Origin of the sequence: Nitrospira sp. (assembly GCA_005116745.1) — a bacterium.
GTDB lineage: Bacteria > Nitrospirota > Nitrospiria > Nitrospirales > Nitrospiraceae > Nitrospira_D.
The window spans coordinates 382,311-408,522 of sequence record SWDS01000002.1; the positions used below are offsets into that span (position 1 = coordinate 382,311).

11 protein-coding genes are annotated in these 26,212 nt (G+C 58.3%); 4 read left to right on the forward strand and 7 right to left on the reverse strand.

Annotation, left to right across the window (positions count from 1 at the left end; all coding sequences use genetic code 11):
* Positions 1 to 262 precede the first annotated feature (262 nt).
* From E8D52_03945 to E8D52_03955, 3 genes are all read right to left on the reverse strand, one after another.
* The gene (locus tag E8D52_03945; protein ID TKB70206.1) at positions 263 to 580 is read right to left on the reverse strand and encodes a hypothetical protein; all 318 of its coding nucleotides are present in this window, start codon (positions 578 to 580) and stop codon (positions 263 to 265) included.
* 1,330 nt (positions 581 to 1,910) lie between these two features.
* Complete coding sequence (locus E8D52_03950) at positions 1,911 to 2,234, reverse strand: glutaredoxin (protein TKB70207.1); 324 nt, start codon at positions 2,232 to 2,234, stop codon at positions 1,911 to 1,913.
* Between the two features lie 9 nt (positions 2,235 to 2,243).
* Positions 2,244 to 2,483: a BolA family transcriptional regulator gene (locus E8D52_03955; protein ID TKB70208.1), complete on the reverse strand. Its 240-nt coding sequence runs from the start codon at positions 2,481 to 2,483 to the stop codon at positions 2,244 to 2,246.
* Positions 2,484 to 2,735: 252 nt separating this feature from the next.
* Here E8D52_03955 and E8D52_03960 point away from each other — a divergent pair, with 252 nt between their 5' ends.
* Genes E8D52_03960 through E8D52_03975 form a run of 4 tightly spaced genes read left to right on the forward strand, consistent with a single transcriptional unit; the run spans position 2,736 to position 7,334 of the window.
* A complete protein-coding gene (locus tag E8D52_03960; GenBank protein ID TKB70209.1) occupies positions 2,736 to 3,170 on the forward strand; it encodes a response regulator in 435 nt (144 codons plus the stop codon).
* A 32-nt stretch (positions 3,171 to 3,202) separates the two neighbouring features.
* Complete coding sequence (locus E8D52_03965; protein ID TKB70210.1) at positions 3,203 to 4,300, forward strand: GHKL domain-containing protein; 1,098 nt, start codon at positions 3,203 to 3,205, stop codon at positions 4,298 to 4,300.
* Positions 4,297 to 6,792 (forward strand): HAMP domain-containing protein, encoded by a 2,496-nt coding sequence (locus E8D52_03970; GenBank protein TKB70211.1) that lies wholly within the window; start codon positions 4,297 to 4,299, stop codon positions 6,790 to 6,792. Before E8D52_03965 ends, E8D52_03970 begins: the two co-directional genes overlap by 4 nt.
* Positions 6,741 to 7,334 (forward strand): DUF3365 domain-containing protein, encoded by a 594-nt coding sequence (locus E8D52_03975; GenBank protein TKB70212.1) that lies wholly within the window; start codon positions 6,741 to 6,743, stop codon positions 7,332 to 7,334. Before E8D52_03970 ends, E8D52_03975 begins: the two co-directional genes overlap by 52 nt.
* 71 nt (positions 7,335 to 7,405) lie before the next feature.
* Here the strand turns inward: E8D52_03975 and E8D52_03980 are convergent, their stop codons facing one another.
* The 4 genes from E8D52_03980 to E8D52_03995 form a co-directional block, all read right to left on the reverse strand.
* Positions 7,406 to 8,503: an AI-2E family transporter gene (locus E8D52_03980; GenBank protein TKB70213.1), complete on the reverse strand. Its 1,098-nt coding sequence runs from the start codon at positions 8,501 to 8,503 to the stop codon at positions 7,406 to 7,408.
* A 141-nt stretch (positions 8,504 to 8,644) separates the two neighbouring features.
* Positions 8,645 to 9,088, reverse strand: coding sequence for a polymer-forming cytoskeletal protein (locus E8D52_03985; protein TKB70214.1), 444 nt, complete (start codon positions 9,086 to 9,088; stop codon positions 8,645 to 8,647).
* Positions 9,089 to 9,188: 100 nt separating this feature from the next.
* Positions 9,189 to 11,501 (reverse strand): PBP1A family penicillin-binding protein, encoded by a 2,313-nt coding sequence (locus tag E8D52_03990; GenBank protein ID TKB70215.1) that lies wholly within the window; start codon positions 11,499 to 11,501, stop codon positions 9,189 to 9,191.
* Between the two features lie 343 nt (positions 11,502 to 11,844).
* On the reverse strand, positions 11,845 to 26,064 hold the full coding sequence (locus E8D52_03995) for a tandem-95 repeat protein (protein ID TKB70216.1): 14,220 nt from the start codon (positions 26,062 to 26,064) through the stop codon (positions 11,845 to 11,847).
* Between the last annotated feature and the right edge of the window lie 148 nt (positions 26,065 to 26,212).

The window sequence follows — 26,212 nt, forward strand, 5'->3', positions numbered from 1 at the left end:
AGTTCCATATGCGCAGTATCGCATAAACAGGGTCAGTAGTGTTAACAGGCCCTAGTACGACCAACCCCACGGCGGTGGGCACCGGCGGCACCCCCTTCATGATGTATCTACAAAAGCACCTGGACGAGACGAAGCAAGCTATCGTGGCCTAAAGCGAGTAGATACATGTTGAATGCGATTGTTGTTCTTGTTACTCACGACAGGCGAGAGATTCAGATTTTTGGATAACGGCCCTGGATACTCGCAACGAGAACAGTGGAGGCTACTCAAAAACTTCCCGCGCCACGCGCTGAGCAATGAGACGAAACCCCTGATTAAGCCCATCGATAAGAAGTTTAGCGCCATCCTTGTTCCACTCTGTAACCCGAAGACTTCCCCCTAGATACACCAAGGTGTTGTGCCGAATATAGGACCCATCATCCGTATGAAGAAGGGTCGTCTCAATATGGACGAAGAGCTGATAAGGTCCATCCGGCTCCAAACCACGAAACTCGATCAATCGAATCTTCATTTTGAGGAGTGTTGCTATCCCTTTATCATGCAGTAGCTGATATTGACTGCCCTCTCTTTTGCCATACATATCTGGTGCCTCGTCGGGCAATTGTTTTACCAGCTCAAAGCTATACGCCGGGTGTCTCTGGACCACAGTCCAGATCTCATCCCACAACCTTTCCGAAAGCCCGCTTGTGTCGAGAGATTCCTGGACCACTCGGATAGCAGAACTTTGCATTAATCCCATTAACAGTGAGTTTGAATAGATTCTCTCGTCAATGGCTCGGGCACCTCCGCCAGCGCCTCGTGTAAGGACTTGTCCCCCCAAGTGGAAAGGAACTGCTAGCAGACACCCTTGGTTTCTACATTTAAATCCCTCAAACTCCTTAAAAGTCTTCGCTTGCTTATCACCTTCCAAATCCCCTTGTCCGGAATTATAAAGGCGATCCTGCATTTCTCGTAGCTCACCATCAACAAAAAAAGGGGGGCGTGAATACCAAACCTCTGAGCCTGATAGCCTAACTATTACTCCTATCGTCCCCAATCCCTGTCGCTCTATCTCTATAAGAGTTGACAACAAGGCCACACCCTTCGTCGTACATGCAGTGAGAGTGAATTGAGTACCAAGCACTAGAAGAATGAGGAGGAACTTATACATGCGTTACCCACGCCTATAGGTTCTGGCCCATGCCCATACCATCCTCTCCAGCATTGACCTTCAGAAACCATACCCCTTAAGTTGACAGGATGAAAAAAGGCTGCCGAAGCAACCTACTGCGTCACAGGGTTGTTACAATCCTTGGTAGTCGCAAGAAGAAACAGCAACAGGCTTCATTCTACAAGGTGATGCGGGAGAATAGGGGTGGAGCGATATGACAGGTGCTACGGTGCCTCACCGAGGCTTGATCATGTGAGGATTCCGGGAACTGATCAAAAACGCAATCACATTCATGAGACGCTGACTCAGGGCACTGAATCAAACAGCATTCGCACTTCTTGATCAAGTCCTAATGCATCAGCCTGGGCAACAAGGCTTTCCCGATCTATCCCGTTAGGCTTTCTCACCGCCACAATGCCTCGGGCATCTCAGATGGAACGGATGAGCGAGTTGGCCCGCACCTAAACAGAAATTGTCAGATTATTGGGAAGGAATATCACTGCGACGGCATTGCGACGAAGTCGAAGCCATAGAGGCGCATCCGAGAAATAACGAAGGGATTCATCACCCGTCTGGCTTCCGAGCGTTATGGCACGACCAGGCTTCACGCGCCGTTCGCCAGCCGAGACTCCTCCACCCCTAAGCAGGACGTTCCTGCTGGTCCCACAGCGCCTGTCGAACGAGCACCGCTCTTAATTGTAGATTATTCTTGCTCCCGCGTGCGCGCTCGGGGAGCAAGAGACGAGCAGGGATGCCCTACTTACTTCCCGAAAGCTTTTTTCAGCAGTGGTTCGATCTCGCCCTTAGCGGCCATGGGGTCGAGGACGTCGGTATCGCCGTAGAATGTCCCGTCGATAAACACCTTGGGGAGCGTCGGCCAATTGGTGATCTTCGCCAGCGCTTCCCGTTTCGCCGGTTGCGATAGGACGTCGATCAGTTCGTACGGGTACCCATACTTATCGAAAAACTGCATGGTTTCCCTCGTGAACCCGCACATCGGCATGGTCTTCGTTCCCTTGCCGTAGATCAAAATTTTATGGGCTTTCACTTCGTTTTGGATTTCTTCTTCGATTTGGTCGGCCATAATATCCTCCTAAGCCTCATCTCTGGTACGCGCGGTTAATTCGAGCGCATGGATTCGTCCGTCTTTCATCGGCACGTCTAACGCTTGATAGATCATCCGATGCCGGTCTAAGAGGTTTTTCCCATGAAAACCATCTGAGACAATCACAACCTTGAGGTGGTCCATGGTTCCTGTACGGTCGGTCACTGTCACCACGGCATCCGGCAAGGACTTACGAACATAGTCAGTTAGTACGTCTGGGGTAATCACCGGCCTCCACTCCTTTTATTTAGAGCATACACTAGCTGAAATTGGTTCTGAAACGCAATGTGCATCCTCGCTGGTGGTTTTCCACAATTATGGTGGTGCATGTGAACCAGCCTCCACCAGCGACACACGGTTCTGATTGAGCAAGCCGTTGAATTATTTCAGCCTCACCTTCCTCACGTTTCGGTATCAAGCTTGCGATACTTACAATACATACGAACACAGATTACCCCGCCATTCACGAAGGAGGTCGTTATGAGCGAATTCAAATCCGGGTTTTTTGTGGGAGGTGAGAGCTGCAATGGCCGCGTCCTCGTTGTGGATGATGAGCCCGATATCCGCAAGGTCGTCCGCCTGACGTTGCAGAAAGCCGGCTATGATGTCCTCGAGGCAGAGAATGGCGAGAAGGCCATTGAAACCATCAACTACGGTGAAAATCGGCTGCTTCTTGACGTCATCATCTGCGACATCCGCATGCCAAAGGTGAATGGGATCGAAGCGATCGCCTACTTCCGCCAGAATTATACTCGGGTCCCCTTGATCGTCCTGACCGGATTCCCCGACACCGACATGGCCACGGCCTTACTGCGACAAGGTGTGGTGGATTATCTTGTGAAACCGGTAGAGGGCGAGAAACTGAAGGCCTCCGTCGCACGTGCCATGGAGCAGCGTGAATTGGCCCATCTCTGAGGGAACGGGCCACAGCATCGCAGGGAGCCAGCATGACGATCATCTCTCCGACCATGTCCCATCCGCAAGCCGACAATCGGGGAATCGAACCAGCTCCCGCCTCGCCTCCGATGAGAGTGGCCATCATTGGGGCGGGGCGGGGGGGCATGGCCCTGCTCGATGTGCTCCATCAGATCAGCAGGATTCAGATCGTCGGCATCACCGATCAGAATCCCTCGGCTCCCGGGCTCACACGCGCCCAAGAGCTCCATGTGCCGGTCTATGACCGGGTGACCGACTTGATCACGCACCAAGAGCTCAACCTTGTGATAGACGTCACCGGTGATCCAGCCATGGAGTCGGTGCTTCGGGAGGAGGTGCCTGCGGGGGCCGACGTAGTCAATGGCCAGACCGCACGGCTTCTCTGGGTACTCGTGCAACATGAATCGACATTGCAAACTGAATTGCTCCATGCAGAGAAACTTGCTGGAATCGGCTCGTTCGCCGCCGGCATCGCGCATGACATGAACAATCCGCTCCAGCTGATTCTGGGTCTGGCAGAAAATCTGACGGACGAAACGGACCTGGAAGCCGTGCACCTGCAGGCCCACGATATTATTGAAGCCGTGAAACGGACGACGGCCATTTGTCGAGACCTTACGTCCTATTCTCGTCGCGCATCGTTACGGCAAGACTGCCTGATTAACGTCAGCGGCAAGTTGGATGAAGCGCTCAAGATTGCTCGCTATGCGGTGGGGCTCCAAGACATTGAAATTCGAAAACTGTATCAACCCGACGTCGTGGTCAAGGGGAACCCCGATGAGCTTCTCCATGTGTTCGTCAATCTCATTACCAACGCCGTGCAGGCCATGGATCACCACGGAACCTTGACGCTGGAAGCCACCGCGATGGCCGACGCGACGCAGATTCGTGTCTCCGATACCGGCAGCGGCATCGCTCCAGAGCTCCTTGGTCGAATCTTTGAACCCTTCTTCACGACAAAACCACCAGGGAAGGGAACCGGATTGGGTTTGTACAATATTAAAAATGTCATCCATCACATGAATGGCACGATAGGGGTCGACAGTCAGATCGGCCGAGGCTCAACCTTTACCCTCACATTTCCCGGTGAGAGGAGCACTCAATCGTGACGGAGACGCCGACATCCTCGCCGTCCGGCACCAGATGGGGGCTCAAGGCGAAAGTCATCCTCTCCATGCTGCTCGTCGGTGTCATCCCGCTCGTCGTCGGCTTAGGGATGGCATTCTGGCAGGGGTCTCAAGAAATCCGGGAAGTCAGTGGGGAAAGCTTTAAAGCACTAGCAACCGAAGCCGCCCGTAAACTCGACCTCCTCCTCGCCGAAGAAATCGCGCACACCGCGCGCATTGCGAATGACCCGGCGATCATTCGAGCGTTGGAGCAACGGCGTGATGCGCGGGGAGACCCCAAGAGTCCGACCACGGCACTCACTGACTTCGAGCAGCGCTGGAAGGAAAAAGACGCTGCCGCCGTCAAGTCCATTGCCGATAATCCTCTCAGCACCTTGCTCCATGAATACTTTACCGGCGTCCATAGTGCGCCGGGCCAGTCGCTTCCGCACGTGGTTCGCTCATCGACAAAGATGCTGTTCCTGACCGATGCACAGGGCACACTCGTCGGGACCATGACGGGCTATCCCGCGTTCCGCCACCAGAAGTCCCACTGGTGGCAGGGTGCCTTCAATAAAGCGGTAGGCAAGCTCTATATCGAAGACATCCGTTTCGACGACCAGGTGAACGCCTATGTCTTCTCCATCTCACTTCCTGTCATGGATAGTCTCCGGTACGAAGTCGTCGGAGTGCTGCACCGCGTGATCGATGCCAAAGAGTTCTTCTCTCCCGCCACCCATGTCACTCGATTTGGAAAGACCGGCCACGTCATGTTGATTGACACCAACGGGATCGTCGTGAGCTGCCCGATTCTTCCCACCGGCGTCCCGTTGTCCGATCCGAAGCTCATCCCGCTCGTCACACCGCCACACCCCGGTTGGGTGCAAACCTCAAGCGACGGCCACGGCGGACAGTCGACCTCCGTCATCGGCTTTGCCTCTCTGGCAGAGACCAGCCAGGCGACCAACGGCTCGATCGACAATGGGTCATGGCACACCTTCGTCTGGCAATCGTCCGATGAACTCTTCGCGCCGATTCAACATCTGTTCACCTGGGTGACGGTGTTCGGAGCCGTCGCTGTCGTGCTACTGGCCTCGCTGGGCTACGTCGCCGCCAGCCGCATCGTGACGCCCGTACGGCAACTGCAACTGGCCGCGCAATCAATCGGGCGCGGTGAATTGCGGACACCGATTCAGATCCACACGGGTGACGAATTAGAGGACCTGGCCGAAGAATTCAACCGCATGAACCAGCAGTTGAAAGCGGCCTTCGCCGGATTGACTGACCAGGTCAAGCTGAAAACCCAGGAGGTCCAGGTCCTCCAGCAGTCGACGGATCAGATCTTAGACGCCGTCCCCACTCCCATTCTCCTCATTGATGCCCACGAAACTGTACGCTACATCAATCAGGCGGCCCGCGATTCCTTCAAGGTCCAGGAACCAATGTCAGACGCATCCCTGTTCACGATTCTTCCACTTGACCCAGCCGTTCAGAAACAGCTTCACGCAGAGTTCCAAGCCAACGGGGAGACGGCTCTTGCCACAGCCGGCATCACGCGCGAAACAGCGCCGAGGGATCCACTTGCGCCGAGTGCCAATCATGAATCGGTGCACCATCGTGCTGAGCTTCATATTGGATCGCGCATCTATCACTATCAATGGTTCCGATTACCCACGAGACCAGGAGAAGAAGATAGCATCGGGCTGGTGCTTCGAGACACCACGGACGAGAGCCAACTGCAAGATAAGCTGGTCCAGGCTGAAAAAACAGGAAGCCTTGGCGTCCTCACCGCTGGAATCGGCCACGAACTCAACAACCCCTTGTTCGGGATCATCGGGTTGGGGGAAGCGATTCAGGATGAGCAGGATTTGGAGCAGATCAAGTCTTGCGCCCAGGACATCGTGGCCCATGGCCGTCGCATGGCGACGATCGTTCGTGATTTTACCGGCGTGACAAACCGTGAAGCCTTCGACAAACAGGTACCGGTGCCTGTAGAGCAGATATTAGACCAAGTGCTGGCGACGGCACAGACCACCGTTGAAATGAAAGACATTGTGATCCACAAGACCTATGCGGGCCATACCCCTGTGCTGGTCTTTCCCGACCAACTTCGGCAAGCGTTGGTGAATCTCGTGACCAATGCCACCCAAGCCATGAAGGGGACCGGCACGCTCACGTTGACGACCGCCGTCTCGGACCACACGGTGACGACGACGATCGCCGATTCTGGCCCCGGCATCTCCAAACAGCACTTGTCAAAAGTCTTCGATCCATTTTTTACGACCAAGGGACAAGGGGAAGGTTCTGGACTCGGGCTCACGGTGTCCCGACGGATTATCCGAAAGTTTGGGGGTGATCTCCGTATCGAAAGCGTCGAAGGCCAAGGCACCACCTGCGTCGTTACTCTTCCGATCAGTTCTCCACGATCTCCCGAAGGAGGCCCATGGACACCGTCCGCGTCACGTTCCGAGCCGCAACCATCGCACTCTTCGTAGGGGGACTCTGGGGCGTGACGTCTCTTGACGCAGCCAAGGAGAACCCACCCATCGGCAGCATCTCTCCGGAGAGAGTCGCCGATTACGTATATGCCATCCTGGAGGCCGACCGGACGATCTATACGACCCACATCGTCAACCGCATGCAGGAGAAAGGTATCGTCGCTGCGACCGAACATTGGGAGCAGGACAGCACACTCCTGCTGCCGGCTCAGTTTCTTCAACATTCAGGCCGGTTGGTCGCCGAGAGTGGGCGGGGCATCCGCTACAGACTGATCGGGTTCTCTCCGATCTATCAACGCAACGCGCCTGCGACCGAGTTTGAACGCAAAGCGCTGGAGGGGCTCAGGCGACAGCCTGACCGGCCAATTACCGGAGTGGTGTCAAGCGGCAAGAAGCAGTACTTCCAAGCCATCTATGCAGACCGTGCCGTCTCATCTGCCTGCATCCTGTGCCACAACAGTCATCCGTTAAGCCCGAAGCAGGACTTCAAGTTGAATGATGTGATGGGTGGGATCGCCATTACAATTCCGCTGGAGTAGCAGGACACGTGAGCGGTCATTGTCGGCTTGAGAGCCAACATACTGTGCGCGGATGCAGCGTAACAAGGAAGTTACGAAGGCGTGGATGGGTTCATAGAAACGGCCGGTGGCTTGAGGTGGTACTCCTCTCGATAGATCTGCACCGCTGTCATCAGCAGGCTGATAAGGATCGGGCCGACGAACAGTCCAAGCAACCCGTACAGCGCCAACCCGCCCAACACGCTGAGCACGAGGAGCAACACGGGAATCTGCACATCTTGGCCGATCAACCACGGGCGTAGGAACTGGTCGACCATCGACACGACGCCAATTCCCCACACCAGCATAATCAGCGCTTTCCCGCTCGCACCCACCCAGAATAGGTAGAGCGCCACGGGTCCCCACACCAGTCCCGTTCCGCCGAACGGGATCGGCGCCAACACGGTCGTCAACGCGGTCAGTCCCACCGGAAACGGCACATCGAGCGCCCAGTAAGCCATCCCAGACAAAAGCCCTTGAACGATCGCCGTGACCAGCATCCCTTTCACCACCGCCCGAATCGTTTGATCCAGCCGGATCAGGATTCTGGACTTGTGCGACTCCTCCATCGGAATCAAATCGTATAAGACGGTGAGCCACTGCTGACCGTCTTTGAAGAGAAAAAATAACACCAACAGCATAATGAAGAAATTCGTCACCAGCGCGAAGGTGTTCTTCAGCAAGCCTCCCATTCCTCCGACCAAAAACTGACCCAATTCCGTGACTCCACCGACGAGCGACTGTTCCAATGACACGGTGGGACTGCCGGTCCCGGATACCGCCGCCTTCAACCAACCTCCCACCAACGGGATGCCGGCCACTTGATCCGGCAATCGCTGGAGCCCGCCGGCTGAGATCCATGCTCGGATCTCCTGCTCCGCTGCCCCGGCTTCCCGCACCAACATCACCCCCATGGCAACTAACGGCACAACAACAACCCCCAGCGCGCCGACGGTCAGCAGAGCGGCAGAGAGCGCGTCCTTCCCACCGAACCACTTGGCTAGCCGGACATGCATGGGGAAGGCCCAATGCGCCAACAGACCGGCCCACAGGGCTGAAAAGACAAATGGTTTGAACATCAACCCGATTTGGTAGAGCAGCAAGACCAGAAGGGAAAAAAACACGATGGAAAAGATCTGTTGTCGAGTCATAGCAAACGTCGCAGTCTCTCTGAAGCAGTATCGAGTAAATAGCAGATCTGTCGGCGTCTGTCACGGGAGGAAAGAATGGGATGGAAGGTGCAAGACCACCGGACGTGAGGACGACACAACGAACGAGAGGCGGGAGTGCCCTTACAGGTCGACTTCCCGTCCGATCAACGCAACCGCTTTCCCACGATGCGCATTCATGTCGCGAACATTATTCGGGACTCGAGGGGCTTCTTCTGGCCAGCCTGTGACCCCCATATCGCTGACCCCCTGAAATTTCGCGCCTTCTTCCATCAGCATCATCGGACAATGGACTTCGCCGATCAAAATCGCGGTTTTGAGGAGCTGGATCTTCCCGGTTGCCGTGACCGTGGCTTTGATACGTCCACTGCTGATCAGCGAATCGGCGTGGATAGCTCCCTTCACCACTCCATCTTCCCCGACGATGACTTGCCCCTTCGTGTACACATCCCCTTCGAGTCGCCCATCGATCCGCACCGTACCATCGACTTTAATTTCCCCTTTGAGCTCAACACCTTTTGCCAACAGCGTAATATTGCCATCGTCGACAGACCCGGTCTTTTTCATGGGGACTCCTCTCAACAGGCCAACCTTCCCCAAGGGTACCCGAGGACCAGGGATACGCCTAACAGTTTGTCGAATCCAGCACCCAGGTACGCGCTCCGCCCTATTGCGATACACCAAACGTCTGCTTCATCCGTTCCCAGAGCCCGCCTCCATGCACTTCGCAATAGACCGTCGGCTCCGTTCCAGCGATGAAGAACTCAACTCGCTTCTCCGGACATTGCGACGTCGCGAGTTGTCCGCTTTTGGGATCAATCTTCCGCTGAATAACCCCAACGGGCGCCTCAAAATCAGGAGAATCACGTGGAATGAGCCGAAGCGCCAACTCGCTCCATATCGGAAGGGCAGCCAGGGCGCCGGTCAACTTCAGGGCGCGTTCATCGTCAAAACCAACCCACACACCGATCGCCATATCCGGGGTATAGCCGATGAACCAGGCATCTCGATACCCATCAGTTGTCCCGGTTTTGCCTGCCACCGGACCATGCACTCCCAACACTCTAGCTTTAGCTCCAGTGCCATGGTCCACCACCCCTTTCAACAACGACGTCACGAGAAATGTCCCTTGTGGGCTTGCCGCCTGACGCCGATCGAGCGGGGGACTCCAGATGGTCTCTCCTTCTTCGCCCACCATATTGGACAGCGCGACCGGATGGATAACCACACCTCCATTGGCAAGCCCGGCGTAGGCGGACGTGATCTGAAGCAACGAGACTGAAGAACTCCCCAACGCCAGGGACAAATCATCCGCCACCGGTGTCGTGACTCCGAACGCGTGCAGCAGACTCGTGAGCGCCGTAATCCCAGTTCGATGTGCCGTCCGAACGGCGGGAACGTTCAAGGACTGCTCAAGTGCCGTTCGGACCGTCACCGGCCCTCGATACTGCCGATCATAATTCTGAGGTGACCAGGACCCTGTGCCGGATTCCAAGGTCACCGGCTCATCCACCAGTAATGTTGCCGGAGTCAGTCCGGCCGTACCGTGGTCACGGGCTGCCTCAAATCCGGCCAGGTATACAAATGGTTTAAAAAGAGACCCAGCCGATCGATGCGCCTGTACCGCACGGTTGAATTGGCTCAGCTGATAGTTACGACCGCCGACCATCGCACGCACGTGACCGGTCTTGACATCCAGGACAACCGCTGCCCCCTGAAGCGGAGGCTCGACTCCAGCCAAGGCCGGATAGCTGTTCTCGAGTTTCGTCAATCCATCGTGTAACACCCGTGCGACGATTCGTTGAGCCCTTGGATCAAGGGTCGAATAGATTCGCGCCCCATCTGGGATATCCATGCCCATCCCCTGCTCGATTTCTCTGAGCAGGTGATCGACAAAGTACGGCGCATCGGTGAGAATATCCTGATTCAACATGACCTTGACCGGCTGAGTCATGGCCTGCGCCACGGCGTCCCCCGTCAAGATCCCCTCTTCCTTCAGTCGGCGAAGCACCACATTGCGACGCGCCGTGGCAGACTCAACGCTTTTGACGGGAGAATAGGCATTGGGTCCCTTGATCAATCCAACGATCAGCGCGATTTCATCGATCGATAGGTCGTCAAGATCCTTGCTGAAATAGCGATGAGCAGCCTCTCTCACACCGTAGATCGAAACCGGTCCGGCTTGGCCGAGATAGATCTCATTCACATAGCTCTCTAGAATCTCTTCTTTCCGATACTTGAATTCAAGCGCCATCGCAGCCATCACTTCCCGAAGTTTCCGCCCAATGGTTCGCTTGGGAGAATAGTAGAGGTTCTTGGCCAATTGTTGAGTGAGCGTGCTGCCTCCCTGCACAAGGACGCCGCGAGTCAGATTGACCCAAAATGCTCGTCCGATCGCGATGGGGTCAACCCCGAAGTGGGAAAAAAATCGACGATCCTCGATAGTCAACAGCGCCTGAATCAGGGTGGGAGGGACACGGTTCAGGGGAATCCATTCCCGGACCTGCCTGGAACCGGAACGCATTCCGCTGATCAACACCGGCTCGAGCGAGACCAAAGACAGTGGATGCCCATCGGACACGGACGACACCTCAGCGACAATCCCGTCGGCCAATCTCAAACGGACCGATCGTGCAGGAAGTCGGTTCGCCGCCTGAGCATGAAGGAAAATCTCGATGGAGTCCTTGGCAGAGAAATACTCACCGGCAACCCGCGGTGCTGTCGTGGCCGGCTTGTACTCCAATCGTTGCAGGTGGTCGAGCAATCCTGAATCGACAACATGAAGCCCCGGCGTCAGAAAAAACGGAGCGCCATAGATCAACAGCGGCGGATGCTCATCGCTTTTGGGCAGAGCCAAACTGGTTGAAAGAAAGACAACATACCCGCCCACGAGCGCGACCGCCACTCCACAGACGATCAGGACCAGTAGGAGAAAGCGCCTCGCCCACGAGACGGACCGATCAGACGTTGGAATCGACATAGTCTCAGCATGCCCTGTGTATTCAGACGAGAAACACTGTGCAACAGATTACCAAATTCAGGGAATTTACGTGGAAGAACTTGTGATACCTCGAAAAGCGCACGAACATCCTGAAGCCTGGTGCAATCTGCGCACATGTGGGCGGCTTAAGCGGTACCGTCCCTGTCGGCGTTGCCACACTCCATGCGATGTGTGTCGCATCTGGGCCGGTACGGCCTACAGCGCATTCCTGGCGGAAGCAATGCAGTTGAACACAATCTGCACCGCCTCATGGTGCTGAGAGTCGCGGCACGGACTGATCACCGGATGATGAGAGCCGGTCCAGATCGTTCTGATCGGCTGGTTAGGGCTTGGGGTCAGGTGGAAGTCCAAGGTCGAGCAAATGTTTCAGCCCTTTGAATTGGGTGTTTTCCGCTTGCTGATCCTGTTCTGCTTCTTTACGACGGCGTGCCCATTCGCTGCGGCTGCCCCCTAACACCGGCAGAGGATCGAAGTGTCGCCAGGCCGGCATGGTCGCCATGAAACTCGCCAGCAGGGTGCCGCTGCGGAGAGCCCACGCGATGAACCCGGCCGACAAGGCGGTCCCCGTCACAGCGGCGATCCGCACCGTCATCACATGCTGCTCTTGGGACACGCCCATCGCCTGCTCCAACGAGGCCGTCATTTCATCGAGCTTGGAGAATAGGAGATCGCTCACCGATTGAGATTTCTCGTCTTGCTCAGATTCTGGCGTTGGAGTTGATTCTCCGAGCAGACCGGTCAAGAGCAGCCTTCTGGCTTCGTCGATCCAGGGGAAGAGCACCGAATCCTTCGCCTCATCGATCGTGGCTCTCGGTTCCTCAGGCCTGATCACCACCAGGCGCTCCGTCGGCGATGGCAGAACGGTTGCCGGATGAGATTCCGCTGGCGCAGAGCGTGACTCTGGCAAGACTGGAGCCTGAGGGAGTGCGTCTGTTGGCGGCTCTACGGGGCCCAATGGACGTGAAGGAACAGGTTCTGGACCAGTCGGACTGGGGGGTGTCGTCGGCAGCAAGACCGGCGGAGGAGTCGGGGTAGGCAGAACCCCTTCTACTACATCCGCCACGGTGACCTGAATGGTCTGTGTCGTGCTGGCCCCTTGGCTGTCGGTTACTTGCACTTGGACGACATACACATTGTCGCCGTTCGCGTCGGTGGCCACTTCGAAATCAGGCGGCGCGGTAAAGTTTAAGGCCCCAGTGGCGGTATTGATCGTGAAGCGCGCCTGATCCGCTCCCCCACTCAGGTTGTAGGTGAGGGCTTGCGCCGGCAGATCCACATCCGCCCCCGTCACGATCGTGACGGCACTGACGTTTTCCGCCACATTAATCGCCGCAGTCGGGCCAGCACCGCCACTCGTGATCGTCGGCGTATCATTGACCGGCGTGATCGTGAGAGTCATGGTTGTTGAACCCGACACCCCCCCCGCTCCATCATTCACGGTAAAAGTAAAACTGTCGCTGGTGGTTTCCGATCCATCGTGCACATAGACCAGCTGATTGGCGGCAATATCCGCTTGCGTAAAGGTGGTCGTAGACACGCCGGGTGCAGTCGTCAGTTCCAGTCGCCCATACGCCGGACCGGTGCCGATGGTATAGACCAGTTGTGCGGCCGTCTGCTCAATGTCGGTCACCGCCAGCTCACTGCTACCAATCGTATCGGTCCCGCCTTCGGCCACGGTGCTGCCCGTATTGACGGTAAGCGTTGGTGCATCGTTCACCGGCGTCACGGTGACGCTGATCACCTGCGTGCTACTGTTGCCCGCATCGTCGGTAATCGTCACGGTGAAGCTGTCGCTGCCGTTGTAGTCGGCAGTCGGGCTGTAGCTCCACAGCCCCGTCGCCGGATCGATGCTCGCGCTCCCGTTCGTCGCCCCCGTGCTCACGCTAAACACGCTGCCGTCGCTCAAGCCCTCGGCGTCGGTGGCGGTCAGGGTCCCGGTCACGGTCGTGTCTTCGGCCCCGCTCCCGCTCGTGCCCCCGGTCACCACGGTCGGATCGTTCACGGCGGTCACATTGACGGTCACCGTCGCAGTCTCGGTCACCCCGCCGCTCGTGATGGTGTAGGTAAAGCTGTCGAGGCCGGTGAAATTGGCGTTGGGCGTGTAGGTCACGGTGCCGTTCGCGAGGAAGGTCACGCTCCCGTTCGCCCCTTGCGTGACGCTCGTGAGCACCGGGGTGCCTTCAAAACTATCCGCCGTGGCGCCGTTGGTCCCCGTCAGGACGTTCGCACTGATCGCCGTATCTTCATTCGTCGTGAGGCTGTCGTTGGTGAGGTCCACGACGGGGGTCACGGTGACGCTGATCACCTGCGTGCTACTGTTGCCCGCATCATCGGTAATCGTCACGGTGAAGCTGTCGCTGCCGTTCCAGTCCGCATTCGGGCTGTAGCTCCACAGCCCCGTCGCCGGATCGATGCTCGCCGTCCCGTTCGTCGCCCCCGTGCTCACGCTAAACACCGTGCCGTCGCTCAAGCCCTCGGCGTCGGTCGCGGTCAGGGTCCCGGTCACGGTCGTGTCTTCGTTGCCGCTCCCGCTCGTGCCGCCGGTGATCGTGGTGGGATCGTTCACCGCAGTCACGATGATCGCCACCGTGTCCACGTCGCTGCCGCTGTTGGCATCGGTGCTCGTGACCGTCAATGTGTCACTGCCATTAAAGTTGAGCGTGCCTTGGTAGACCAGGGTCGCAAGGGTTGCATTGATGTCCACTTGGCTCCCCGACAACGTCAGGGTATTCGTGCCGTTGCTCCCTGCACTGATGGTCGCGCCGCCTTGCAGGGTCACGGTCACGGTCCCATTCAGCACGCCCAATTGCACGCTGCTCATGTTGCCGTCTACGTCATTGACGCTCACGCCGCTCAGCGATAGCGGGGTGTCTTCGGTGACGGTCTGGGCGCCCGGGACCGTGTTCACCGGCGCGTCGTTCGCCCCGCTCACCGTGACCGTCGTGTCGTAGTTGGCGCTGGTGCCGCCATCGCCGTCGGTCAAGACAAAGCGCACGGTCCGCGCCCCAGTCGTGGGTGCCGTGGTGTCCGTGTTCTCATAGGTGATGTTCTGAGTCAGCGCGGTCACCGCTGCCGGCGTGGCATTGCTGCTTAGTGTGATGACGAGATTGCTCCCGCTACTGCCACCGGCGTAGGTTCCGATCACCGTTCCGCCGTAGGTGATGTTCGGACCACTGACCCCAATCTGCCCAGCCCCGGTGCCTTGATTCCGAATACTCAGCACGTCTTCGGCGCTGTCGCCTCCCACTGGAATGGAGACGGTCAAGGTGCCTGTGTCGAGGTTGGTGGAATCCACATCAGCCACCAGCGCATTGCCGCCCTGCTCGATGACCACCGCCCCGTCGCCTTCGCTATAACTCAGGCTGTCGCCACTCAAGCTCGTGATTGTCGGGGCATCGTTCACCGCTGTCACGGTAATCTGTTTCGACGCAGTGAGAGACGTGCCGCCGTCGCCATCCGTCAAGACCGCCTCAACCGTGCGGGTTGCAGTAGACGGCGCATCGCCGGCCACCCAGAAGCGGATATTCGCCATCACCGCACCGACGACGCTCGCATCGGCATTGGCATTGAAGGTCACGACAAACGGGGCGGCGCCAATACCACCGGACTGCGTCCCGATTAAGGTGCCTCCGTAGTAGACATTGGTCCCACTGACGCCAATTTGGCCTGCGCTCATCCCGGTATTGAGCAGCTCGACTCGATCATCCACGCTTGGGTTGACGCTGATCGTGATGGTCAGCGTCCCGGTATCAAAATTTGAGGAGTCCAGGTCGCTGATGGTCGGGAGGGCATCGATCATCACCGCCAGCGCGCCTTCGGTGAAGTTCTTATCTCCCTCTCCAAAGGTCAGGACCGGCGCATCGTTGGTACCCTGGACATAGACCAACTTATTTTGTGGCGTCGCGGTGCCCCCATCGCCGTCGGTCAGGCCGATCGTCAATGTGCGCGTCGCGGTGGACGGATTGTCGCTCACGTTGTTGAATTGAATACTGCGATAGACTTCCTGAACCGCCGTGGGCATCGCACTGGCATTGAACGTGATGACCAATGAATCCGACCCGCTGGTCCCGCCGCTCACAGTGCCGATCACCGTCCCTTCATAGGTCACGTTGCTCCCGGAGACCCCAACCTGGCCTGGGCCAGTGCCGAAGTTCCCCACCATCAATCGGTCATCGGCGGTACCGTTGGCAGAGATCGAGACAGTCAGCACGCCCCCATCGAAGTTCGCCGAATCCACATCGACAATGGTGCCCGTCGCATCGATCAGCTGCGCAAGCCCGCCTTCCACGAAGGTCACATCCGGCGCCACAGGCGTGATCACCGGCGCATCGTTTGTGGCGATGATCGTCACGGTAGTGCTGCCGGTCGCCGTGAGCGCCCCACCGCTGCCTTGCGTACCGCTGTTGCCATCGTTAAACGTCCAATCAACCTGGACGGTAGCAGGCGGCGCATCGCTGGTATTGTGGTAGGTGATTTGCTGCATCGCCGAGTTCACCAGCGCCTGCGTCGCGTTGCTGTTAAACGTCAGCTCCAGCGTGCCGGCGCCGCTGACATAGGTACCGATGGTGATGCCGCTGACATTGACGTTGCCGCCGAACAAGGACAACGTGCCGGCGCCGGAGTAGAAGACGTCTTGCGCATCGGCGCCGCCATTGCGGGTCAGCGTGAGCGTGGCGCCGTTGAAGTTGTTGGCCGCCGACAGTTCAGCGTCAAAAATGGTGACGTCGGCATCCAGCACGACCGCCGCGCCGCCTTCGGTATAGGTCGGCGTGCCGTTCAAATTGCTGAAGACCGGTTGGTCGTTATTGGCCGTCGTCAGATTGACGGTGCCAGTACCCGTGTTGCTCGTTCCGCCGTCGCCATCAGTAACCACGACTGAGATCGTGCGCACACCCAACGTTGGTGTATCCGACGTCGTGGTATAGGTAATGGACTGGTAGACTGCCTGCACCTGCGCCGCTTGCGCGTTGGCATTGAAACTCACCGTCAACGGCGTGCCGCCGGTGCCGCCCGCCCATGTACCCACCGTGACTCCGCTCACCAACACGTTTGAACCAGACAGTGACACACCACCAACAGCTAACAGCGCCAGCCTGTCAGTCGACTCACCACCGGCGCTGATGGTGGCCGTGAGTGTTCCTCCGTTAAAATCAGCACTGTCCGAGTCTGTGACGGTGACCACGCCAAAGAATGGATTGCCCCCACTGTCTTCCCCTGCACCGACCGCTCCTCCGTTCGTCAGCACCGGCGCATCGTTCACCGCCGTCACGGTCACCGTCGTGTCGTAGTTGGCGCTGGTTCCGCCGTCGCCATCGGTGAGCACATAGCGCACTGTTCGTGCCCCAGTCGTGGGCGCTGCGGTATCCGTGTTCTCATAGGTGATGTTCCGCATCAGCGCCGTCACCGATGTAGGCGTGGCATTACTGTTCAGCGTGATAACGAGATCGCTCCCGCTACTGCCACCGGTGAACGTTCCAATCGTCACGCCTTGGTAGGTGATGGTACTGCCGCTCACCCCGATCTGCCCGGCCCCAGTGCCTTGATTCCGAATGCTCAGCACATCTTCAGCACTGTCGCCGCCCACTGGAATGGAGACGGTCAAGGTCCCGGTGTTGAAGTCAGTGCTATCCACGTCGCCGACCGTGACATTGCCCCCTTGCTCGATCACCACCGCCCCGGCCCCTTCGCTATACGCCAGGCTATCGCCGCTCAAATTGGTGATCGTCGGTGCGTCGTTGACCGCCGTCACGGTGATGTCCGCCCATGCCGTTGACAGATCAGACGCACCAAGATCATCGACCGAGATGTAGGAGAATCCGGTGCTCCCGTTCCAGTTCGACGTCGGCACGAAGTACAGCATCAGCGCGCCCGATGTGGCCGCATAGTTGGTCGCGATGGCAGCGGGAGTCGTGAGGCCAGCATCGAGATACAAGGTGCCATTCGCTGGCAGGCTGAAGAGCCGGAAGTCGCTGATGGTGCCATCGACATCGGTGGCGCTCAGCGTGACCGATATCGACGCCGCATCTTCAGCACCGCTGGCGCTTACATCGGCGGTTTCTGGTCTGTCGTTCACGCCGCTGACCGTCACCGTTGTATCGTAATTGGCACTGATCCCGCCGTCCCCATCGGTGAGCACATAGCGGACGGTTCGGGCGCCGGTCGTGGGCGCATTGGTGTCGGTGTTCTCGTAGGTGATGTGGTGCACCAGCGCCGTTACTGCGGTCGGCGTCGCGCTGGCGTTGAGCGTGATGACCAGGTTGCTCCCGCCGCTGCCACCGGCAAACGTCCCGATGGTCACCCCTCCATAGGTAACGTTACTGCCGCTCACGCCGATCTGCCCCGCCCCCGTCCCCTGGTTGCGGATGCTCAACACGTCTTCGGCACTGTCCCCTCCCACCGGGATCGAGACGGTGAGGGTGCCGGTATCGAGGTTGGCGCTGTCCACATCCGCTACCAGCGCGTTGCCGCTCTGCTCAATGACCACGGCCCCGTCGCCTTCGCTATAGCTCAGGCTGTCGCCAGAGAGATTCGTGATGGTCGGCGCGTCGTTGGTGGCGATGATCGTCACGGTCGTACTGCCGGTGGCTTGCAAGGCCCCGCCCGTGCCCTGACTGCCGCTGTTGCTATCGTTGAAGGTCCAGGTGATCTGTGCGCTGGCAGGCGGCGTGTCGCTGCTATTGCTGTAGGCGATCTGCTGCATCGCCTGATTGACCAGCGTGTTCGTGGCGTTGCTGTTGAAGGTGAATTGCAACGCGCCACCGCTATTCGTGTAGGTGCCGATGGTGGTACCGCTCACCACGACATTGCCGCCACTCAAACTCAACGTGCCGGTGGCGCTGAAGACGTCTTCGGCGTTGGCGCCGCCGTTCCGCGTTAACGTGAGCGTGGCGCCGCTGAAATTATTGGCGGTGGAGAGTTCGGCATCGAAGATCTGCACGTTAGCGTCCAGTACCACTGCAACCCCGCCTTCGGTAAACGTCGGCGTGCCATCAAGCGTGTTGGTGAGAGTGGCACCAAACTGGCTGTCCAACGTGCCGTCACTGTTCAACCGGGCGGCGGCGAAATCCCAGTTGCCGCTGTTCGTGCGCCCGCCGATCACAATCTTGCCATCGGGCTGGATGACGACACCCGTCGCGATGTCAGTGCCGGTGCCCATCGCGACGGTGACCTTGCCGGTCCCGCCAAAGCTCGTATCCAGTGCGCCACTGCTGTTATAGCGCACCACCGCGAAGTCGGTGGTGCTGGCCAGGCCATAGCCAGCCACGACGATCTTGCCGTCGGACTGCACGGTCAGAGCATTGGCCCCAGCCCCCCCGCCCCCAACGCCAGTCGTCACCTTGCCGGTGCCGTTGAAGCTCGTGTCGAGCGTCCCGTCGGCGTTGTAACGCACCACCAGAAAATTGTTATTGGTGTAGCCCGACACGAGGATCTTGCCGTCGCTCTGCACCACGACGCCGGTTGCGCGATCGTTCAGTCCGGCAATGTCGGTGCTCACCTTGCCGGTGCCGTTGAAACTTGTGTCGAGCGTCCCGTCGGCGTTGTAACGCACCACCACCAGGTCTTCGGAGGCGCCGACCGTATAGCCCGTCACTACGATCTTGCCGTCGGTTTGCACCGCCACGGCGCTGGCCACGTCCGCGCCGGCTCCCACAGCGGTCGTGAGCATGCCCGTCCCATTGAAGGTGGTATCCAGCGTGCCGTCGCTGTTGTAGCGCACCAGCGCCACGTCGTCATTGGCGCCGTTGTTCGACGAACCGGCGACGACGATCTTGCCGTCTGGCTGGACCATGAGGGCATAGGCCCGGTCGGCGCCCGCCGCTACCGAGGTGGTGATCTTGCCGTCGCCGCTGAACGTGGTGTCCAGCGTGCCGTCGCTGTTGTAGCGCACCACCTGGAAGTCGTTGGTCGACCCGTAGCCCGCCAGCAGGATCTTACCATCGCTTTGAACGGTGATGGCCTGGGCCTGGTCGCTACCGGCGCTGATATCGGTCGTAATTTTTCCCGTCCCACCGCCGAAGGTGGTGTCGAGTGCTCCGCTGGTAGTGAAGCGTGCCACCGCGAACATGTCTGTACCAGAGACGCTGGCGTAACCCCCCACGAGCAGCTTGCCGTCAGGCTGGATGGCAACGCCATTTCCGTAATCAACTCCACTGGAAAAGTCGGTGATGGTCGTGCCGGTGCCGCCATCAAAGCTCGGCGCGTCATTCTGCGCCGTCACCGTCACCGTCGTGTCATAGTTGGCGCTGATGCCGCCATCGCCGTCAGTGAGGACATAGCGGACCGTGCGGGCACCGGTCGTTGGCGCAGTGGTGTCAGTGTTCTCATAGGTGATGTTCTGAACCAGCGCCGTCACCGCCGTGGGCGTCGCGCTGGCGTTGAGCGTGATGACGAGACTGTTCCCGCTGCTGCCGCCAGTGAAGGTGCCGATGGTCACGCCAGCATAGGTCACGCTTGACCCACTCACGCCGATCTGACCCGCGCCGGTGCCTTGGTTCCGGATACTCAGCACGTCTTCCGCGCTGTCGCCTCCGGACGGGATGGACACGGTGAGGGTCCCGGTATCCAAATTGGTCGAATCCACATCCGCCACCAGCGCGTTGCCGCTCTGCTCAACCACCACAGGCCCGTCGCCTTCGCTGTAGCTCAGGCTGTCACCGCTCAGGTTCGTAATCGTCGGGGCATCGTTCACCGCAGTGACGGTAAGCAGGATAAATTGGCTGATTGTATTGGCCCCACTGTTGGTCGTCCCGCCTGAGTCATAAACATTAAACTGAAAGGCTGTGACCCCGCTGGCATTGGCCGTTGGCTGAAACTGCATGCCTTGGATCTCGGCCAGCGTGTATGAGGACAAGGTCACCAGCGTGGTGCCATCAGCCAAGTAGACATTGCCAATGGTGCCCGACGGCAGGGCCGTCACCGCGTAGGTGAGGGTCTGCCCGCTCTCATCGGCCCCGCCAGCCGGACTGTAGGTCACACTGCCCAAGCCCAGAGATACCAGACCCGCGTCTTCCGATACGGTCAGATTGCTGACCGTGCCGGTGGTCCGAATCGGCGCATCGTTGACGGCGGTCACGGTGATTGCCACGGTATCCACATCCGTCCCGCTATTGCTGTCAGTACTGGTGACGGTGAGCGTGTCGGCCCCGGCAAAGTCCGTAGCCCCTTGATAGATGAGGCTCGCAAGAGTTGCATTGATGTCCGCTTGGCTGCCCGAGAGTGTCAGGGTATTCGTCCCGTTGCTGCCGCTGCTGATCGTCGCGCCACCGGACAGCGTGACATTGAGCGTCCCGTTGCCCACTGCCACTTGCACCGTGCTCAGGTTGCCGTCCACGTCATTGACAGAAATCCCACTCAGCGCCAGGGGTGTGTCCTCATTGACGCTCTGCGCGCCCGGAACTGTGTTGAGAGGCGCATCGTTCATCGCGGTCACGCTCACATCGATCGTGTCGGTCACACTCGAGAACGCCGTGGTCCCGCCGACACCATCGGTGTACTGGACCTGGACATTGTCGACGTACAGATGTCCGGACGCGCTGCTGGACGGTAAGTAGAAGTTGACCCATATACTCTGGCCGACAAAGGCACTCACGTCTTGAGTGAAGGTACCGGAACCGGTGTTCGATGTCGTCGAGAACGTTCCCAGGTCGGTGTAAGTGCTGCCGTCAAAGATCTGGATTTTGAAGGTATCGCCGCTGCCGAGTGAGTTCGTGAAGTCGAACGATAGCGTCGCAGACGTCGCACCGCTCAGATCGACTTGCCGACGAACATACTTGCCGCCGCCAACGGCCTGCAGATCCAGGCCTCCCCCGCTGACGAGAAACGCACCGCCGCTCGCACCGCCAGTTTCATTTTCGGTCCAGTCTGTCGACCAACTGGCGGTGCCATCGTTGTTACTGTAGGAGACTGTTGAAAACTGATCCCGAACGGTTTGACTCAAGACGGCCGTACCCCCGTTCGTGCCGCTGGTCTGGTCCCACGCGCAGAAGGTGATGGCATTGGCGCTCGTGCCGTTGTAGCTCGCACTGGGCTGGAAGTAGAGACGGGTGTTGGCATCGGCGGCCAGCAACCGGGCACTGGCTTCGCTCACCGCGCCGAGCGCCGTCCACGTCGTCCCCCCATTCGTCGTGTAGTACCAGGTCCCGTTCGTCTCGTCAGTCCCGGTGATCGCGATACCCTTCGCCGCCCCACTGTCCACGTCGGTGATCCCGCCCGTGAAGGCGCTGATCAGCGAACCAACGGCCCCGCTCGGCAGCCCTGCATCCTCCGCGACTGTCAAGGTCAACGCCGTGTCCCCCAGCACCGGCGCGTCGTTGACTGCATTCACCATGATGGCGACGCTATCGCTGGTTTCCGTTAGATCATTAGCCAAGGCCGAAATTTCGTCGGATGAAAGGGCTCGGGTGTAGATGCGGACGTCGTCGACTTTGCCGTTGAGGTAATAGGTGTCGCCTGGATGTTGGCCAATGTAGGTTGTCGTGGCGCCTGTCCAGTAGATGCTGTTGGTGTTGGTAGCGCTTGCCGCCAATTGTCCGTCGATGAACAGGTTGTGAATATCGTTCGCGTCGTCAAACACGTACATGACGTGATGCCAGCCGGTGCCTGCAATAAAGCGCTGGCTGGTGAGGTCTTGCCAGGATCCTGCTCCGGTTTGAATCGATCCTTTGATTCCATTGCCCGTTTCGTCGAGCGTGATGTGTACTCGGTCGTGCAATGAAATGAATTCCACTCGACCGCTCGACGAGTTGAGATTCACCCAACCCCCAATAGTGACATTCGTCGGATTGCCGAAGGTGCTGTTGATCGAAACCGAATCACCAGAGCCGTCGAGCGAAAGAACGGTGCCGCGAGTTGCATCGGAGACGGTGATTGCATTGCCGACGAACGTACCGTTTTGCGAAACGCCAACACTTTGGTCGTCGGCGTTGCCACCTTCAAACGTGTAGAAGCCGTCCAGGTTGGCAGCCAACGCGGTTTCAATCGACAGGTTCACGTTGCCGTTGAAGTTACTGACGGGCGTAAAGGTCAGGCCGTTCAGTGCTGCGTTAATGTCGCTTTCGGTGCCGACGATCACCATCCCGCCACTGCCGTTACTGCCACCGGGGAAAGTCAGGCCGGTTGTTTGCGAAAGCGTGAGCGTGCCGGAGGGTATCGACAAGCTGACCTGCATCAAGGCGTTCGTGGAACCGTTCTGATCCGTGACGGTAAGAGCGTTTCCGTTAGCCGCTGAGAACACCAGATTCGTGTCTTCGTTGGTCGATTGCGAACCAGGAACACCACTGGTTGGCTCGACAGAGACATCGTTCAGCGCAATTGTAAGGGCTTTATCATACGTGGCTCCGCTTCCGTCAGTGACACGAACAGTAACGGAGTGCGTCGCTTGCGATTCAAAGTTGAGCAGATTGCGATCGGCTACCGTGATCAATCCGCTATCACTATTGATGGAAAACGCACCGGCGACCGTTTGAGTGGTGATGCTGTACGTAACAACGTTGGTCGTATCGAGAATATCGTTGGCATTCCACTGAACGATGTAGCCAAAACTGTTTCCTTCGCCTGCGTCGTACCATAGTCCATCGGTTGGATCCAATCGAGCAGCATCTTCTGCTCCACCCAGGTCGTTGGGCTGAGTGCTGAACCAATTACTATACTGGCCATCTACTCGATAACCGCTATTGGCACCATTCCAGAACGTGTCATCAGCGCTCGTACCTTCATACCATCGCCAGGCACCTTCGCTGAGCGTGTCCGAAGCGCCGAGCCAATAATGTGTCGAGCCACCTGAAATCTGGCTAAACAGGAACGCATTCTCTGCGGCGTTTTCGATTCGCACGATACTCCCGTTGACACCCGAGAGCGATGTTCCCGCAGCGTTCGACAGTGCAGTATTCCAGGTGGTTCCAGTGGAAACCAGCTTGTAGAACTTTCCCGTCTCCGCGCTGTATCGTAAATCCGGGTCGGCAGCCAACAATGCCGCAATTCGGGTTTCGCGTTCAGCATCGGTACCGTAGACCCTACCAACTACCGTTCCGTTGGCCGCATGTTCATCAACGGCGAGTGTTAGAACCGGCGCGTCGGCGACAAAGCCAGCTCCGGTGGCATGTTGTACGGTCAGGTTATTGCCTGACACCGCGTCGGTGATCTCGCCACTGGTTGTCAGATCGTTGAAAGTCCAGTTCGCCAGCATGCCGCTGGTGTTGTCGGGCAGAGGCGCTCCGTAGGCGCTGGAAATTTCAGCTTGAGTACGCACATCATTGAAAATGCGAGCATCGTAGAGCGTTCCTTTAAAGGCCTGTGTCGACTGGAATCCGCCACCGACAGAGTCCTGATCATGACCCAATACTAAAGTCCCGCCGGTCGTCACCGTCGCTCCGGTTTGCAGGCCCGTTCCACCGGCGAAGGAGGTTCCGTTCAAGAAGAACTGCCACGCTCCGGTGGAATTATCCCAGGTCACTGTCAGCGTATTCTTCCCCGTTCCCACCAAACTATTGAAGTTGATTGCACTGGTCGTCAAAGTCGTTCCTTTGACAAACAAGGTCAACGAGCCGTTGCTGGCCGTGCGCAGGCAGACTTCGTTTTCCTGTGTGCTGGTTGCATAGCTCAGGAACGTGTGTTCCACGTTGGCAGTAGAAAGGGAGAACTGAAACTCCAGCGTAAACTGAGTTCGACCTCCAAGGATCGCACCGCCATTGTCAGCTACCAGGTAGCTGTCATTGCCCGAGCCCTCGTTGAGAACAAGACCGCCCTCAGAAGTTGCTACGGCTTCGATTGCCGAAGGTGCACTGTTGCCCGTCGACGTGACCGTCACAGTCGTATCGTAGTTCGCACTGGTGCCGCCATCGCCATCAGTGAGGACATAGCGCACGGTCCGCGCCCCCGTCGTGGGCGCAGTGGTGTCGGTGTTCTCATAAGTGATGTTCTGCACCAGCGCCGTCCCCGCTGTCGGCGTGGCACTGGTGTTCAGCGTGATGACCAGGTTGCTCCCGCCGCTGCCGCCCGTGAACGTGCCGATGGTGGTTCCGCCGTAGGTGATCGTGTTGCTACTCACACCAATCTGCCCAGCGCCGGTCCCCTGGTTGCGAATGCTGAGCACATCTTCCACGCTGTCACTGCCGGCAGTGATGCTGACCGTGAGAGTCCCCGTATCAAAGTTGGCGTTATCAGAGTCGGCGACCAGCGCGTTGCCACCTTGCTCGATCACCACCGCCCCATCGCCCTCGTTATAGGCCAGACTGTCACCGCTCAAGCTTGTGATGATCGGCGCGTCGTTGGTTTGGTAGCTGACCTGCACGTTGTCGACGTAGAGCCGCTCGCCCCCGCCGGTTCCTGTGACGATGAATTGAATTCTGGTGTTGGCACTCATGTATCCGGACAGGTCGAGGCTCGCTGCGCCACTTCCGATATTGGCGGCGCTGGAGAAGATTCCGCCACCCAAGGTGGAGTAGTTCGCACCTCCGTCGGTCGAGACGCGCACCTCGATGCGGTCGGCACCAAGGAGGGAGTTCGTGTAATCAAATGTCAGGGTGGCGCTTGTCGCTCCACTGAGGTTGACGCCACGGCTGATGGCGTTCCCGACGGTATCGGTGTCGATACGGAGCTGTGAGGAGTTCACTCGCACATCCCCACCACTTGCGCCACCGCCGCCAGCATCCGTTTCAGACCAGCTAGTGGACCATGATTGTGTCCCGTTGTTATTGCTGTAGGAGTCCGCCGAGAACGTATCCCTCACGGTCTCGATCCCCAGAATTCCGGCCCAGTTCATTTGCGCGTCGTAGCCGACAGCTAGCGACGTCTCGATAACCCCAGTCTGGACTTCGAATTCCCAATTCCCCCCGAGAGAAATATGTCCGGTCTCGTCGGTGCTCGCCTGCACATCCGCACCGGTCATTTCCGCCAGCAAGTTGACTGCGACCTGCCCAGTTTCCCCCTCGGCGAAGTCGCAGCCATAGACGAGGATGTCGGCCTGTTCCGAGAGCACTTGTTGGATCGTCGCGAGTTCGTCGACGTATTGGCCAGACATCGTGTCCACGTTGAGCGTGCCGGTACCGAGTTGCAACGTACCGGCATCGCCGTGCGAGATGATGTGAATGGCATCGATCCCGGTCCGGCCTGCTAGGGCGCCAGCCATCTGCTCGACCCCGTCTTGCGCGCCGTTGAGCATGATCACTTCGATGTTGGGGTACATCCCGTTCAGGAGTTCTCGGTAATTGGGCACGGTCGGATCTACGAAGACCACCTCTGTTGTGGACTCGCCAGGGTTATAGGTCGTAATGGCTTGAAGCAGTTCTGGCGACTCATTCTCTACCGCGGTTGGCTCGCCACTGTCTTCTGCAGACACAGCCGACTCGGCCTGCTCCTGTGCGACTTGTTCTTGATTGACTTCCGATGCCGTGGCCGTAGCTGCAGCATCAAACATGAGGCGAGATTCAAGGGAGAGAAGCGACAGCTTCGGTCGAGCCGCCCCTGGCGCCTTGGACGCCGGCTTGGGGGTGCTGCTCGGCTGAGGATTTGTCTGTTGCTGTGGCTTTTTCTTTCGCCAGAACATCGCTCGATTTCCCCCCGGCCCGCTACAAAATGGGTCTCATCTTTATCGGCTCAAGATAGCCAGGACTAGAGATCCGGTGCACGGCGTACAGATATTGGTCCAGTAAGAAGCATATGGAGACAGAAAGAACGCGCATCAACCGCTAGGA